16 protein-coding genes are annotated in these 15305 nt (G+C 64.4%); all 16 read right to left on the bottom strand.

Translation table 11 applies throughout. The features are described 5' to 3' along the window. Positions 1-13 precede the first annotated feature (13 nt). The 16 genes from AC3ZU9_RS24980 to AC3ZU9_RS24905 all read right to left on the bottom strand — a co-directional run bounded on the left by AC3ZU9_RS24980 (position 14) and on the right by AC3ZU9_RS24905 (position 15299). The gene (locus tag AC3ZU9_RS24980; RefSeq protein WP_093542881.1) at positions 14-1240 is read right to left on the bottom strand and encodes a beta-ketoacyl-ACP synthase; all 1227 of its coding nucleotides are present in this window, start codon (positions 1238-1240) and stop codon (positions 14-16) included. Further along, entirely contained in the window at positions 1240-1968 is a 729-nt protein-coding gene (fabG, locus tag AC3ZU9_RS24975; RefSeq protein WP_102061099.1) for a 3-oxoacyl-ACP reductase FabG, read from the bottom strand. The genes AC3ZU9_RS24980 and fabG overlap by 1 nt, the downstream gene beginning before the upstream one ends. Next, positions 1965-2426: a hotdog family protein gene (locus AC3ZU9_RS24970; RefSeq protein WP_012721826.1), complete on the bottom strand. Its 462-nt coding sequence runs from the start codon at positions 2424-2426 to the stop codon at positions 1965-1967. The genes fabG and AC3ZU9_RS24970 overlap by 4 nt, the downstream gene beginning before the upstream one ends. Then, positions 2423-3589, bottom strand: a complete 1167-nt coding sequence (locus AC3ZU9_RS24965; RefSeq protein ID WP_012721827.1) for a beta-ketoacyl-[acyl-carrier-protein] synthase family protein — start codon at positions 3587-3589, stop codon at positions 2423-2425. Before AC3ZU9_RS24965 ends, AC3ZU9_RS24970 begins: the two co-directional genes overlap by 4 nt. Further along, the gene (locus AC3ZU9_RS24960) at positions 3586-4068 is read right to left on the bottom strand and encodes a hypothetical protein (protein ID WP_490091486.1); all 483 of its coding nucleotides are present in this window, start codon (positions 4066-4068) and stop codon (positions 3586-3588) included. The genes AC3ZU9_RS24965 and AC3ZU9_RS24960 overlap by 4 nt, the downstream gene beginning before the upstream one ends. Beyond that, positions 4065-4814, bottom strand: a complete 750-nt coding sequence (locus tag AC3ZU9_RS24955; RefSeq protein WP_012721829.1) for a class I SAM-dependent methyltransferase — start codon at positions 4812-4814, stop codon at positions 4065-4067. The genes AC3ZU9_RS24960 and AC3ZU9_RS24955 overlap by 4 nt, the downstream gene beginning before the upstream one ends. Next, complete coding sequence (locus AC3ZU9_RS24950; RefSeq protein ID WP_012721830.1) at positions 4811-6058, bottom strand: NAD(P)/FAD-dependent oxidoreductase; 1248 nt, start codon at positions 6056-6058, stop codon at positions 4811-4813. Before AC3ZU9_RS24950 ends, AC3ZU9_RS24955 begins: the two co-directional genes overlap by 4 nt. Positions 6059-6091: 33 nt before the next feature. Beyond that, positions 6092-8404 (bottom strand): MMPL family transporter, encoded by a 2313-nt coding sequence (locus AC3ZU9_RS24945; protein ID WP_490091485.1) that lies wholly within the window; start codon positions 8402-8404, stop codon positions 6092-6094. Then, the gene (locus AC3ZU9_RS24940; RefSeq protein WP_490091484.1) at positions 8394-9047 is read right to left on the bottom strand and encodes an outer membrane lipoprotein carrier protein LolA; all 654 of its coding nucleotides are present in this window, start codon (positions 9045-9047) and stop codon (positions 8394-8396) included. The genes AC3ZU9_RS24945 and AC3ZU9_RS24940 overlap by 11 nt, the downstream gene beginning before the upstream one ends. A 29-nt stretch (positions 9048-9076) precedes the next feature. Then, positions 9077-9502 carry an acyl-CoA thioesterase gene (locus AC3ZU9_RS24935; protein WP_490091483.1) on the bottom strand — a complete coding sequence of 142 codons (426 nt, stop codon included), beginning with the start codon at positions 9500-9502 and terminating at the stop codon, positions 9077-9079. Beyond that, on the bottom strand, positions 9495-11036 hold the full coding sequence (locus tag AC3ZU9_RS24930; RefSeq protein ID WP_102061104.1) for an HAL/PAL/TAL family ammonia-lyase: 1542 nt from the start codon (positions 11034-11036) through the stop codon (positions 9495-9497). The genes AC3ZU9_RS24935 and AC3ZU9_RS24930 overlap by 8 nt, the downstream gene beginning before the upstream one ends. Continuing rightward, positions 11020-11955, bottom strand: coding sequence for a lysophospholipid acyltransferase family protein (locus AC3ZU9_RS24925; RefSeq protein WP_043204670.1), 936 nt, complete (start codon positions 11953-11955; stop codon positions 11020-11022). Before AC3ZU9_RS24925 ends, AC3ZU9_RS24930 begins: the two co-directional genes overlap by 17 nt. Further along, positions 11952-12686: a glycosyltransferase family 2 protein gene (locus AC3ZU9_RS24920; RefSeq protein WP_102061105.1), complete on the bottom strand. Its 735-nt coding sequence runs from the start codon at positions 12684-12686 to the stop codon at positions 11952-11954. Before AC3ZU9_RS24920 ends, AC3ZU9_RS24925 begins: the two co-directional genes overlap by 4 nt. Before the next feature lie 149 nt (positions 12687-12835). Continuing rightward, a complete protein-coding gene (locus AC3ZU9_RS24915; protein ID WP_490091482.1) occupies positions 12836-14506 on the bottom strand; it encodes an ApeI family dehydratase in 1671 nt (556 codons plus the stop codon). After that, on the bottom strand, positions 14503-15048 hold the full coding sequence (locus AC3ZU9_RS24910) for a COG4648 family protein (protein ID WP_102061106.1): 546 nt from the start codon (positions 15046-15048) through the stop codon (positions 14503-14505). The genes AC3ZU9_RS24915 and AC3ZU9_RS24910 overlap by 4 nt, the downstream gene beginning before the upstream one ends. Then, positions 15045-15299 (bottom strand): acyl carrier protein, encoded by a 255-nt coding sequence (locus AC3ZU9_RS24905; protein WP_003187949.1) that lies wholly within the window; start codon positions 15297-15299, stop codon positions 15045-15047. Before AC3ZU9_RS24905 ends, AC3ZU9_RS24910 begins: the two co-directional genes overlap by 4 nt. Between the last annotated feature and the right edge of the window lie 6 nt (positions 15300-15305).

Here is a 15305-nt window from a genome sequence, read left to right as displayed (position 1 = left end):
ATCGATTAAAAAGTCAGGACCAGCGGCGGAAGATCAGCGACGTGTTGACGCCGCCAAAGGCAAAGTTGTTGTTCATCACGTAGTCGTGGTGCATCTCGCGGAATTCACCTTGCAGGTAATCCAGCTCGCCGCATTGCGGGTCTACCGAATCCAGGTTGAAGGTGTGCACGTACTGGTCGCGGTTCATCATCTCGATGCTGAACCAGGACTCCAGCGCACCGCAGGCGCCCAGGGTGTGGCCGAGAAAGCTTTTCTGCGAACTGATGGGCATCCGGCTGCCGAACAGGCTACTGGTCGCCAGCGTTTCGGCGATGTCGCCTTGGTCGGTGGCGGTGCCATGACCGTTCACGTAGCCGATCGCGGAAGGCTCAAGCCCGGCATCTTCCAGGGCGAGCTCCATCGCGCGGCGCATGGTTTTCTGTTCCGGACGGGTGGTGTGCTGGCCGTCGGCGTTGCTGCCAAAGCCGACAATCTCGGCGTGGATATGCGCACCGCGCGCCAGGGCGTGTTCCAGTTCTTCGAGCACCAGCATGCCGCCGCCTTCACCGATCACCAGGCCATCGCGGCCGCTGTCGTACGGGCGTGGGCTGGTTTGCGGCGCGTCGTTTTTCAGGCTGGTGGCGTAGAGTGCGTCGAACACCATGGCTTCGGTGGGGCACAGCTCTTCGGCGCCGCCGGCGAGCATCAACGGCAGGCGGCCGAACTTGATCGCCTCATAGGCATAGCCGATGCCCTGGCTGCCGCTGGTGCAGGCGCTGGAGGTAGGGATCAACCGCCCGGTGAGGCCAAAGAAGATGCTGATATTTGCCGCTGTGGTGTGCGGCATCATGCGCACGTAGGAGTTGGCGTTCAGCCCCTCGGCGACTGAGTTCAGCAGCATATTGCCGAACGCCTTGATCTCGTCGGTGCTGCCGGTGGACGAGCCACAGGCCACGCCCATGCGTCCGTCCTTGATCGACTCGTCGCCGAGCAAGCCGGCGTCCCGCAACGCCTGCTCCGCCGCCCACACCGCCAGGCGCGAGACGCGGCCCATGCTGCGCAGTTGCTTGCGCGTCCAATGGGCGGGCACGACGAAATCGTCGATCGGCCCGGCCAGGCGCGTGTTCAATTCGGTAAAGCGGTCCCACTCATCCATGCGGCGGATGCCGCTGCGGTTGGCGCGAAAGTTGGCCGAGATGGTCTCCCAATCGCCGCCCAGGGAGGTCATGCCGGCCATGCCGGTGACGACGACGCGTTTCATCAGCACAGGCCTCCATTCACGGCCAACACCTGGCGCGTGATATAGCCCGCCTCGGCCGACATCAGGAAATTCACCGCGCCGGCCACCTCTTCCGGGGTGCCCATGCGCTGCGCCGGGATCATCTTCATCAGCTCTTCCACGGGCACGTTTTCATCCAGCATCGCCGTGTCGATCAAACCGGGAGCCACGCAATTGACGGTGATCTTGCGTTTGCCCAGCTCAATGGCCAGGGCCTTGGCTGCGCCAATCAGGCCGGCTTTCGAGGCGCTGTAATTGACCTGGCCGCGGTTGCCGATCAAACCGGAAACCGACGTAATGCAGACGATACGCCCGGCCGCGCGACGACGAATCATCGGCATCATCACCGGGTGCAGCACGTTGTAGAAACCGTCGAGGTTGGTGCGCATCACCACGTCCCAATCCTCTTCCGACAGGGCCGGAAACGCACCGTCACGGGTCAGGCCGGCGTTGAGCACCACGCCGTAATAGGCGCCATGTTGCTCCACATCCGCCTCGAGGATTTCCTTGCACAGCGCGCGATCCGCCACATCGAATTGCAACACCCGCGCCTGGCGGCCCAGGGCTTCAACCTCAGCCTGCACCGCATCGGCGTCGGCACGGCCGCTGCGGCAGTGCAGCACGATGTCATGCCCGGCCTGGGCCAGGCGCAGCGCGATGGCGCGGCCGATGCCACGGCTGGAGCCGGTGACCAGTACGGATTCAGTCATGGCGTTACGTCCTTCGATTCTTCTAAATAATTGGCCGCCTGGGGCGGTCGAAATACATTCAAGCGGGCGCTGGCCTGGATACCGTCACCGGTCAGGTGACATTCGAACACACCCATGCCGTTGTCGTCTTCCAGGGATCGCAGGCCGTGGATGCTCAGCTCGGTGCCTGCCGGGAAAGACGCCACGTTGCATTCGAACTTACGTGTGCCGAGCAGGAAGCCCAGCGCCACGGCTTGACCTTTCTGGCGCGCGTGGCAACCGGCGTAGGCGGCGACGCTTTGCGCCATCAACTCGATGCCGACCCAGGCCGGCAGGCTGCCGTCCGGGCGGTTGAACAGGCCGCCGGGCTTGACGAGGGTGCAGGTGCGGATCTGCTCTTCATCGAACGACAGCACCTGGTCGATCAGGATCATGTCGCCCGCGTGGGGCAGCAGTTCGGCGAGTGGCCAATCGATCATGGGGCCTCTCCGATAATCAGGCTGACATTGTTGCCGCCGAAGGCAAACGAGTTGCTCATCAGGCAGCGTTTTTCCAGGGTGGCGCCGGCGGTAGCCCAGTGCAAGGCGGGCAGCGCGGGGTCGGGCTGGCCGTCCCACACATGCGGCGGCAGCCGATTGTGAACCAGGCTCAACCAGCAGAACGCCGCTTCCAGTGCGCCGGCTGCACCCAGGGTGTGGCCGCTCATGGGTTTGGTCGACGAGCACGCCACCCCTTCCGGGAACAGGCTGGCGACGGCCAGGCTTTCCATGGCGTCGTTGTGCTGGGTGGCGGTGCCGTGCAGGTTCAGGTAACCGATCTGCCCAGGCTGCAATTTGGCGCTGGCCAGGGCCTTGCGCATGGATTGCAATGCGCCTTTGCCGGTAGGCTCGGGGGCGGAGATGTGGTGCGCATCGCAACTGGCGCCGCTGCCCAGCAGGGCGATGGGCGCAGGCTCTTTGCTCATCAGAAACAGCACCGCCGCTTCGCCGATGTTGATGCCGTCGCGGTTCACCGAAAACGGCTTGCAGCGCTCGTTCGACACCGCTTCCAGTGAGCTGAAACCGTTAAGCGTCAGCTTGCACAGGCTGTCGACGCCGCCGCAGATCACCGCATCGCATACGCCCAAGTCCAGCAGGCGCTGGGCACTCATCAACGCGCGGGCGCTGGACGTGCAGGCGGTGGAGATCACATAGGCCGGGCCGCTCAATTGCAGCCAGTCGACGAGGAAGTTCGCCGGGGCGCTGAGCTCCTGTTGCTGGTAGTCGTAGTCGTTGGGGAACTGATGGTCGCGCAGGTAATGGGCGATGCCGCGACTGGCCTCATCGATTCCCGAGGTGCTGGTGCCCAGCACAATACCGACCCGCGCTGCGCCGTGGCGCTGGATCGCCAGGCGGATCTCGCCCTCGATCTGCAAAGCGGCCTCCAGCAGCAACTGGTTATTGCGACTGCTTTGCTGGCCCAATTCGGGCGGGATGGTTGCCAAGTCGCCTTTCACGGCGCCCACCGGCAACACGCGCTCCGGCACCCAGCCGCTTTCGGGGCGCATGCCAGAGCAGTCGCCGGCAAACAGGCTGCGGCTGACCTCGTCCTGGCCACGACCGAGGGCGCAGATCACGCCGAGGGCGTTGAGGTAGGCGCTCATCGGGCCGCTCCAAGTGGCGTGATGCGATAGCTCAACGGCTGCCCGCTGATGTTCACGCGAAAGACCTCAGACGATTGATACACGATCTGCCAACGGCCCGGCAGAGTGCGCGTCAAGTCCATCGCCTGCGCGCTGGGGTACAGCGCGCGCAGGTCATCCGGCGAGGTCAGCGCGAACAGCAACGCGGCAAACAACTCACGGGCCTGGGGATTGGGCGGCAGCAAGCCATCGGCCTGCCATTCGCCATTGATCAGCTTCTGACGGGCCTGGGGGATGCCCAGCGGGTCCATCATAGACCAACGAATGCCCGCGCCTTCGCGCTGGATCACCAGCAGCCAGTCCTGGCTCTGGCCGTCGGCCAGGCGCTGCACATGCAGTTGCAGCGGCAAGGCCAGGGTTGGGGGGTTCTCGGGCAGCGGCGGTTGGCTGGCGCAGGCGCTCAGCAGCAACAGGCAACCGATCAAGAGCCAGCGCATCATGGTGCGGCACCCGCCAAGGGTTTGCGTGCCACGCAGTTGACCAGGGTTTCTTCGCGCTGGCCCACCGGCGGCGCCTTGCGCAGGCCCCATCGTTCCAGCAGGCCGAAGTCGCTGGAGCGGCTCCACCACAAGTACGGGTACGAGACGTTCTGTGGGCCGAATTCAAAACCCTGCTCGCGGAGCATCTCCAGGTATTCTTCGGCGCTTTTTTGCACATGCATCGGGTGGCGGAACAGCCAGCGGATTACCCAGGTGTCGATATAGGCTTCGGTGGATTCGGCAAACAACAGATAGCCGCCGGGCTTGAGCACGCGGTAGAACTCTTTGAGGGCGCGGTGCTGTTCAACCAGATGGTGGAAGGTCTGGTGGCAGAACAGGATGTCGACGCTGGCGTCCGGCACGTCGAGGGTGGCGCAGTCGCTGCCGATCAGTTCTACGCTCAAGCCTTGGCGCGTGGCCTCAACCTGGCTCAACGCCAGGCTGTGGGGGTCGGCGTCCAGGCCTATCAACCGTGAAGGCGCAAATACCTGCTGCAACAGCGTGAAGGATTTGCCTTGTCCGCAACCGGCATCCAGCAATACCGGCGCCTCAGGCAATGGCTCCGTGAACAGGCTGCGCAAGTCGTTGATCGCCACGCGCAACACGCGATGCTGCCAAGTGTGACTGCGCAGGAACCAGAGGCCGAATTTGGTTTCTTCGACGTAGTGCTTACTTAAATAGTTTTTATCAAGAGTAGGACTGCTCATACCGGCTCACTCGCACAAATCTCCGACAACATCCGCAACCGCCGCTTGGGCTCACTCACAAACGGGTTGCGCTCATCCCACGCGTAGCCGGCGAGGATCGCACTGATCATCCGACGAATCTCCGGCGAGCTGCTCGGATGGAAAATCACATCCTGGAAGGTCCCGGCGTACCAGCCTTCGACGTAGCAGCGGAAGGTGTCGACGCCACGCTTCAATGGCTCGGCAAATTCGGTTTGCCAGTCCACGGTCTCGCCGTTGAGCTGACGGTGCAGCACACCGGCCGCCATGCTCGCCGAACGCATGGCGATGGTCACCCCGGAAGAGAAGACTGGGTCGAGGAACTCCGCTGCGTTGCCCAGCAGTGCAAAGCCCGGCCCGTGCAGGCTTTTGACATTGGCCGCGTAGCCGCCGATGGTCCGCGCCGGTGTATCCCATACCGCGTTTTTCAGCACGCCGGACAGGCTTGGGGTTTCGTCGATAAAACCGCGCAGGCAGGCGTCGAGGTCACTGTCGCGGCCGTCGAAGTGCTGTTTGGCCGCGACCACACCCACCGAGCAGCGACCGTTGCTGAACGGGATGGTCCAGAACCAGATATCGCGCTGCGTAGGATGGGTGGTGACCAGAATCTTGGTGCGATCGAAGCCTGGGTGTTCGATGCGGTCCTCGACGTGGGTGAACACCGCCTGGCGCACCGGAAAGTCCGACGGCACGTCCAGCTCCAGCAGGCGCGGCAGCACGCGGCCGTAGCCGCTGGCATCCAGCACGAACTTGGCCTTGAGGTGATACTCGCTGCCGTTTTCGCGGCGCACGTGCAGGTAGCGGGATTCGCCCTTGAAATCCACGCCGACGATGGTTTCGCCATAGCGGATTTCCACACCCTGCAGCGCGGCCTGATCCGCCAGCAGCTTGTCGAACTCGCCGCGCTGCACCTGGAAGGTGGTGGGCTTGCCGTTGCTGAACGTATCGCCGAAATCAAACGCGCTGTAGCGCTCGCCCCAGGCGAACGCAGCACCGGTTTTCACCTGGAAACCCGCGGCCTGCACGGCCTCGAGCATGCCGGCTTCTTCGATAAAGTCGATGCAGTGGGACAGCAGGCTTTCGCCAATCGAGAACCGCGGGAAATGCTGGCGCTCGACGATCAATACATCATGCCCTTTGCGCTTGAGCAGCGCGGCGGCGATGGCCCCGGAGGGGCCGGCACCGATCACCACCACCTGGCGACGTTCCATTTCAACTGTGGGCACGAGGGCTCCTTGCCACATTGGCGATAATCACATTCATAAGGCGTGCTTCTGTTGCCCGGCCCAAGGCGCCAGCATAAAGCTGAATGCCAGGCCGAGGCTGACCGATAAGCCGAAATTACTCACTGCCGGCGTGCTGGACACCGCCAGCAGGCCAAACGACAACCAGGTCGTCAGCGCCGCCAGCAATGTGCCCAACAGGCTGACCGCAGGGCCGCCGATTTGCTCGCGCATCAGGATCGCGTAGTCGACGCTGATGGCCGTGACCAACAGCAGGCCGAACAGGCTGAACAGCGTCAGCGGCTGGCCCAGCCAGCCGAGGCTGGCCAGGCTGCACAGGGCTGCCAGCAGCGGCAGGGCGACAATGCGCAGGGCGCCGCCGAAGCCGAATGGCAGGATCAACAGCAGCACGATCAGCACGCACGACATCAACTTCAATTCGGCGGCGCTGATCTGCGTGTCGGCGAACACCCGGTTCAAGTCGCCCAGACGGTCGACCAATTGCACGCCCGGCAAATCCAGCGCTTGCACCCGCAGCAGCGCCGGGTTGTTCAAGCCCTGCAGACTGACCATCGCCGCCACGCCGCCGTCGACCGGACCAAGCCACAGGGTGCGCCAAGGTTCGGCCAACGGGCCCACCAGTGCGCTGTCGATGTCTTCGGTGGGCAGCGCTTGCAGTTGCGCCACTTCGGCTTGCAGGGCGCTGGCGGGGACGCCGAGGTCCAGCAGCGGCTGCCAATGTTCCGGGAGTTTATCCAGCGCATCACGCAGCTGTTGTTGCTCGGCGGGCAGGCTGACCAGTTGGTTGAGTGCCAGGTAGCCCTGGAGTTTGTCCATGTTCACCAACTGATCCAGGCGCTGGCCCAAGGCTGCCTGGCGCTCCAGCAACTGCTGCTGATTGTCCGCGCGTACCAGGAAGAACTGGCTGGTGGGCTGGAACCCGGTAATGCGTGCCACGGCCTGCGCTTCTTGCAGCAATTGCGGCGGTGCACCGATCCATTGGCGAATGTCGTTTTTGCTGTTCAGGTGCCACAGGCCGCCCGCGCAAAACAGCAGCAGCAACGCCAGCAGGACGGGGCTCGGCACGCGCTTGAGTAACGAGGCGCGTACCAGCCACAGGCATTCAGCGATGCGCAGCGGCCATTGCGCCGGGCGCAGTTCGACACCCTTGAGCAGCGCCGGCAACAGGCACACGGCAGACAGGTACGCACCGACCAGACCGGCAGCGGAGAACACTGCAATCTGGGTCAGTGCCGGGAACGGCGTCCAGGCCAGCGCCAGGTAACCGATGCAACTGGTCGCCAGGCTCAGGCTCAGTCCCGGCAGCGTCAGACGCAACGCCGGCCAACTGCGCCACGGCTGCAGGCTCCAGCTTTTCGACAGATAGTGCAGCGGGTAATCCACCGCCACGCCGATCAGGCTGGAACCCAATACCAAGGTCATCACATGCATATGGCCGAACAGTGCCACACAGGCCACCGCGCCAAACAGCATGCCCACCAGCACCGGCACAAAGGCCAGCAGCACGCGCCAGCGCCGGAACGCCAGCAACAGCAACAACAGGATGCCGACGGTAGCGCCGCCGCCCACCCAGGTGATTTCCCGCGTGGCCTGCTGCTGGCCATTGGCGGCGTAGAGCAAGCCGCTGGCGGCGAGCAATTGCGCGCCTTGCCCGCTGGCCTGTTCGCGGCTGACCTGGAGCAGGTCTGCCACTTGCAACGGCAGTGTCATGTCGAAGGCATTGCCGGTGGTGCGTGCACGCAGTAGCACCCAGCTTTTGCCGTCGGCATCGGCGACCAGGGCGCCGCTGCCGATATCCAGTTGCACCGCACCGTGTTGCGGCTGGCTGTTCTGGATACGTCCGGTCAGGCCCAGCCAGTCGTCCTGGCTCGGCACCAGGCTGAACCCGGTGAAGGGGTCGAACAGCGCTTGCACGCGCTGCTGGATAAACGCGTCGGGCTGTTTAACCAGTTGCTCACGGTCCTTGGCCGAGAGCATCGCCAGGCGGCCGCGCAGCAATTGCTCGCGCAGCGCCGGTAAGTCGGCTTGCAGGTTCCACTGCACCTTTTCAAACAGCCCACTGGCCTGCCAGCGCTCGCCCAACTGTTGCGCCACGGCGACGGCTTGCTGGCGGTCGGCATGTCCCACCAACACCAACATCTCGCGGTTCAGCGGCTCTTGCATGCGCTGTTCGGCTTGCTGTTCCAAGGCGTCCGGGGTGTTGCCCGGCACCAGTTCCATCAGGTTGGCCGACAAGGGCGCACCGTGGCGCCACTGCCAGCCGGCCAGGGCCAGCACGGCCACCAGCAGGATCAGGAACAGGCGGGGTAGCAGGCGTTCACTGGGCAAAATCGTGTTGCTCCGCTTCGCTCAACGGCAGGTCGGCGTGGCTGTCCTGCATGCGCAGCACGGTGCTGTCGCCCTGGGTTTCCAGCAATTCGATGTTCTGCACCAGGTCGCCACCGTCGATATTGATCTGGGTGAACACCTGCTTGAGCAGCAGTGAGCGCGGGACCAGCGTCAATGTCCATTGCTTGGCCTCGCCTTGCAGGTGCAATTCGAAGTCACGCTGCAAGCCGCTGCTGTCACCCTGCAGCACCGCAAGGAACAGGCGGTTCTGTTCGGCGCCGGCGCTCTTGTTCGGCAGCAGTTGCCAGCCGTTGGCGTCGCGGCGGGCAATGCCTTGGGCGCTGATGCGGTAGTCCTGTTGCAGCGGGGTCTTCAGCAGCCACAGCAGGCCGTGGTCCTTGGCGAGCACGAAGGTGCCTTTGCTGACCAGCGGCAGGGGCAGGGCACGCAGGTGTTTTTCCTGGGTGAAGCTGCCGTGGATCACTGAGGGTTTTGCAAGTTGGTCGCTCAGTTGTTGCAAGTCAAAAGCATGTGCACTAAAGCTCAGGAAAAAACCGATCAAAAATGTGGGAGCGGGCTTGCCCGCGATGAGCCTGAGGGCGCTGCGTAGTGTCCGGCGGATCGCGTTATCGTTGAAGTCCATCGGGGGCAAGCCCCCTCCCACATGGGATTTCATTTCAGAGCCCTTTCTATGGTGTCGGTGAAGACTTTGGGGGAGGCCAGCTGCATTTCGCGAGTGGCGATTTCCACCGCCACCTGCACGGTGCTGGCACGGGTCAAACGCTCGCCACTGGCGAGGTCGGTGATCAGGTAATTAACCTTCAAGCGGTTCTCCCACTCCACCAGGCTGGCGCGCACGTTGATCGTCTGGCCGAACACGGCGCCGCGCACGTAGCGCAGTTGCATGTCGATCACCGGCCAGGCGTAGCCCGATTCGAGCATCGCCGTGTAGTTGTGGCCGATCTTGTCCAGCAGCGCGCAGCGCGCCACTTCCAGGTACTTCACGTAGTGCCCGTGCCACACGACGTTCATGGTGTCGACGTCAAAAAACGGCACGAGGATTTCGGTGTCGCTGTGCAACACGCCCTGGCTACGCATGCAGCCTCCAGTGTTGCTCGGCGATGCGTTGCAGGCACAGGCGCAGTTCGCCTTCCAGCGCGCGGTCTTCGATGACCGGCGGGAAGTCCTTGGCCAGTTCGTCATGCATGGCGGCCAGGGTTGGCGGCAGCGGGCGCGCGTCCTCGGCCTGGGCCCGCAGCCACACGCCTTGGTTGGCGGCGAGCAGGGTCGCGGCGGCGACCTGTTCGGTCAGTTCCAGTACGCGGATCGCATCGCGGGCGGCGATGGTGCCCATGCTCACCTTGTCCTGGTTGTGGCACTCGGTGGAGCGCGAGAACACGCTGGCCGGCATGGTGTTTTTCAAGGCTTCGGCGGTCCAGGCGCTGGTGCCGATCTGCACCGCCTTGAAGCCGTGGTTGATCATTGCGCGGTCCGCCGGGGCGCCGGACAGGTTGCTCGGCAGGCCATGGTTGTAACGCACGTCCACCAGCAGCGCGAGTTGGCGGTCCAGCAGGTCGGCGACGTTGGCGACCAGGGTCTTGAGGCTGTCCATCGCAAAAGCGATATGCCCGCCGTAGAAGTGCCCACCGTGCAGCACGCGTTCTTCTTCGGCGTCGATGATCGGGTTGTCGTTGGCGCTGTTCAGCTCGATTTCGATAAACGAGCGCAGCCAGTTCAGGCTGTCCGCCAATACGCCGAGCACGTGGGGCGCGCAACGCAGTGAGTAACGGTCCTGCAGGCGATGCAGCGGCGCGGTCGGCGCATCGATCGCCAGGTCCTTGCGCAGCCAGGCGGCGACCTGCATCTGCCCTGGGTGCGGCTTGGCGGCGAACAGGCGCTCGTCGAAGTGCTCCGGGTTGCCTTGCAGCGCCACCACGTTCAACGCGGTAATGCGCGTGGCCAGTTGCAGCAGGTAGTCGGCACGGGCGAAGGCCAGGCACGCCAGGCCGGTCATCACGGCGGTGCCGTTCATCAGCGCCAGGGCTTCCTTGGGGCGCAGGACCAGCGGCTCCCAACCCAGCTCACGGTGCACGTCGGTCGCCTGGCGACGTTCGCCACGGAACATCACTTCGCGTTCGCCGGACAGGGTCGCAGCCACATAGGACAGCGGCGTCAGGTCGCCGCTGGCGCCGACCGAGCCTTCTTCCGGGATCAGCGGCAGTACGTCGTGCTCAAGGAACGCATGCAGGCGCTCCAGCAACTCCACGCGCACACCGGAAACGCCGTGGCACAGCGACTGCAACCGTGCGGCCAGCACCGCGCGGGTGGCTTGGGCATCGAGCAACTTGCCCAGGCCGCAACCGTGGAAGGTGTACAAATGACGGGGCAGGGCCTCGACGTGCTGCAACGGCACCGCCACCACGCAAGAGTCGCCGTAGCCGGTGGTGACGCCGTAGATCACGCCTTCCTTGTCCAGCAGCGAGTCGAGGAACTGCGCGCCTTTGGCAATGCGTTGGCGATACGCGGCGTCGCCCTGCAATTGGGTCGGCGCCTGACGGTTGGCCAGGGCCAGTACGTCTTCGATGCGCAAGGCGCGTTCGCCAAAGGTTACCGGCTCAAGATGCGTCGTCATCGGTCTTCCAGAAAGGGTAAAAGTTGAACCATTGTTGGGGCGCTTCCAGGCAGAACTGGCCCAGGCGTGCGGCGTAGTGCGCGGTCCACAGGGCGATGACCTGCTCGCGGGTGTTGCGTTTCCATTCGATCGATTCGGCGAAAGGCTCAATGCTCAGGCGATAGCGGCTTTTGTGCTTGAGGCACATCAGCAGGTTCACTGGGCATTTGAGCAAACCGGCCAGCAGCCACGGGCCTTGAGGGAAGGCGGCGTCATGGCCGAGGAAGTCCACGCGCACCGTGCGCCCGCCATGCAGTGGCACGCGGTCGCCGGCGATGGCCAGCCATTCGCCGTCGTCCAGGCGCTGGCTGAGCAGCAGCATGGTGGCCGGGTCCAGCTCGCTGACCTGGATCAGGCGCAAGTGGGTGGCGCCGGCTTCGCCTAGCAGGCGGTTGAATTGCTCGGCGTGCTTGGTGTGCACCAGCACGTTCATGGTGACTTGTTCACCGATCTCGGCGAGCGCGCGACACACTTCGAGGTTGCCCAGGTGTGCACCCACCAGCATCTGCCCGCGCCCGCCGCGCAGCTTCCCGCGCAATTGCGCCGGGTCGTTGATCTCGATCTGTTCCAGGCGCAGCTTGCCATTCCACACGTCGAGTTTGTCGAGCAGTGAATCGGCAAACGCCATGAATTGGCCGAAGACTTTCCAGTGGGTGGGCCGCAGTTCCTCGCGCCCGCTCCACTCGGCCAGGCGCTGCTGGTATTGCCAGGCGCTCCGGCGTGCGGTACGGCCGAACAGGAAAAAATACAACACGATGCCGTACAACAGCGGGCTCAACACGCGGCGGCCAAGGACCTTGGCGGCAAAGGCGGTGAGCTTCATCAGCCGGTAGCTGCCGCGCTCTTCGCGGTCGGCCCAGTGCTTGGTGCTGTCGCTCATGCCTGCCACCGTCGCCACAGGATCATCGGCGCGCGCACCAGCATGCCGAAGAACAACCGGGTGTGCATCGCCGAGATGCGCACGTTGTCCCGGAACAGGCGGAAGTGCGACAGGCCATCGGCGGGGTAGTGCACCTGGGTCGGCAGCCAGCGCATCGGCTGGTTGCGCCAGGCCAGGCGCACCAGGATGTCCGAGTCGAAATCCATGTGCGTGCCGATGTAGGCCGAGTCCATCAGCGCCAGCACCGGCGCCAGCGGGTAGACGCGAAAGCCGCACATCGAGTCGCGGATCTGCAACGACAGGGTGTTGATCCACACCCACACGTGGGTCAAGTAGCGCGCGTACAGGCGGCCTTTGGGCACGCTGTCGTCGTATTCCGGGTAGCCGCAGATGATCGCGTCGGGGTGCCGGCGCGAGGTGTCGATAAAGGTCTCGACTTCGCGCAGGTCGTGCTGGCCGTCGGCGTCGACTTGCAAGGCATGGCTGAAGCCCTGGCGTGCGGCTTCGCGGAAACCGGCCATGACGGCGCCGCCCTTGCCCTGGTTGCTTGGCAGGGTCAGCAGGGTAACGTTATCCAGGGTCGCCAATTGCGCCAGCACGGCGGCGCAGGCCGGGCTGCTGCCGTCGTCGACCAGCAGGCAGGGCAGGCCGCTGCCCAGCAGGCTGTGGACCACGGCGGGTACGGCGGCTTCGTGGTTGTAGACCGGGATCAGGGCGCAGGGGTTATGCATGAAATGGCCCCCTGTGGGGAGGGAGCTTGCTCCCGCTGGGCTGCGCAGCAGCCCCAACACAGGCGACCGAAATCATCCTGGTACAGTGCGGTGCCTGGGTTGGGAGCGCTTCGCACTCCAGCGGGAGCAAGCTTCCTCGCCACAACAGCTTATGCATGCGCTGGCTCCAGTTGAATCCGGCCGCTGGAGCAGGCGGCGACGCCATTGCGATACGCAAAGTAAAGCTTGCTGCGCTCCGGGTCGAAGCGCAGGTGCAGTTCGATCGCATCGCCCGGCCGCACCAGTTGCTGGAACTTGAGCACTTCCATACCGGCAAAGGTCGGCGGCACATCGAGCAGTTGCTGGCCCAGGTTGAAGGCCCATTCCACCTGCACTACCCCCGGCAGCACCGGCGTGACCGGGAAGTGCCCGCTGAAATAGGCCAGGTCCGGCGGCACGCTCAGTTGCACGGTCCATTCGCCATCGGTTTCGACGTGCTCCAGCACTTCCGGCGCCTTCGGCCGAGGCGCCAACAGCAGCGCCTCGACATCGGCCTGTGGCAGCTTGCCCTGGCTGTTCAGGGGCAACTGTCTCAGCAGTCGCCAGCGCCGTGGCAGCGCCAGGGCTTCGCAATGTTGGCTCAAATGCTGGCGCAGGGTCTGGGTGAGCGTGCGTCGGCCCTGATTGCGCAGGGCATGCAGGCCCTCGGCGCTCAACACCACCAGCGCGCCGAGAGAGGCGCGGTTTTCCTGCACCACGCCCAGCCGGGTTTCCGCGACCCACGGGTGGGCCATCAGCGCGTTTTCCAGCATGGGCAGGGAGATGCGTTTTTCTTCCAGCTTGACGATGCGATCCAGGCGGCCCAGCAGTTCGAAACGGCCATCGGCATGAATGCGTGCCGCGTCGGCGGTTTGTTCGACATGCCCCGCAGGCAGATACGGCGAGGCGATGCGCAGGGCGCCGTCGGCATCCTGGCTCAGGTGCACGTCGGCAAACGGCTGCCACGGCTGCGCACCCTGGCGCCAGGCGATACCACCGGTTTCCGAGCTGCCGAGGATCTCTGTCGGCCATTGTTGCAAGCGGTCGTACAGGCTGCCGGCGGCTTCCACCGGCAGCGCGCCGCCGGACGAAAACACCCGCGACACCTGGCTTAGCGCGGGCCAGTCAAGGTTGTCACCCATGCGCTTGAGCAACGCCGGGCTGGCGACCCAGGCAAATTGCGTGTGCTCGCGGCTGGCGCGCTGCAAGTCTTCGGGGAAGGCCAGTTGTTTGCGCACAAAAGTGCGGCCGGCGCACAGCGGCCACAGCACGCGGAACAGCAAGCCGTAGATGTGTTGGGTGGCGACGCTGCCGATGATGCAGGCGTCTTTGAGGTCCGGGCCCCACAAGGTTTCCAAGGCCTGGACCTCGTTGGCCAGTTGGCGCAGGGTCTTGTCGATGCGCTTGGGTTCGCCGCTGGAACCGGAGGTGCACAGGCTCAGTTGGCACGCGTCCAGGTCGAGGGCGGCAGCGCTCAGTGGTGCCTGGTACAGCGCATCCAGGTCCTCAGCTTCAGTCAGCCAGGCGTCGACGGCTTCATCCCAGCGTTGGCGGGTCTGAGGTTGCAAGTCGGCGGGCAGCAACACGCTGACCCCGGCCCGCCACGCGCCCAGCAGGGCCACCGCCAGCAGGCCTGCATCTTCCAGGTACACGGCCAGGCGCCGGATACCCCGCGCTTGCAGGCCCGCCGCCAGGCTCAGGGATTGCTCCCACAGCTGGGCGTGACTCATTGCAGGTTCGGTGGTGACCGAACGCTGTTCCAGCGGCTCAAGCAGCAAGTGCTCAAGTTTCAACCCATTCATACGCGGCCTCGAACCCTTTGTCGTACCAGCCATTCCACGGCAAACAACAGCCCCATCAACCCGTAGGCGATCAGGCCGTTGTACAACGTCCACCAGCTCAGCGGCGCCCACAGGGTGAGGGCGGCGGCGAGCAGGCCATTACACAGAAAAAACACGCTCCACACCACGGTCACCCGGCGGGTATACACGATGGCATGGGGCGGCAACACAGGATCGGTCATGCGCGCCAGGCGCTCGACCATCGGCGGGCCGTACTTGAGGCTCAAGCCGAACAGCGCCAGCATGAACGCACTGACCAGGCTCGGGTACCACCGCAGCAGGCGGGGGTTGTCGAACCAGGCCAGCAGCAGGCAGAACACGATCACCGCCAGTGCCATCCAGCGGCTGCCGGGGCGTCGTGCACCGGTCAGCGCACGCAGCAGCCATAGGCCGCCCAGCAGCAGGCCGAATTGCCATGGCGCAAAGTGTTCGGTGCCGTAATACACCGCAAAAGGGTACAGCAGCCCCGCCAGCAGCAGGCCAAGGCCGATCAGCCGGCTCATGCGGCAGGCTGGACCAGACGGTACACCGCCTCAACCACGTCGTTCACCGTACGCACCGCCTTGAATTCCTCGGCGGCGATCTTCTTGCCGGTCTGGCGCTTGATATGGTCGATCAAGTCGACGGCATCGATGCTGTCGATTTCCAGGTCCTGGTACAGGTTGGCGTCAAGGGTGACGCGTTCCGGCGGCAGTTCAAACAGTTCCACCAAGGCGTCGCGCAAGGTGTTGAAAATATCGTCACGAGTTTGCATGGTCCG

The organism is Pseudomonas sp. A39 (assembly GCF_058145955.1).
Note: the sequence above shows the minus strand (reverse complement) of the source record. Positions and strands in the feature narration are given on the sequence as shown.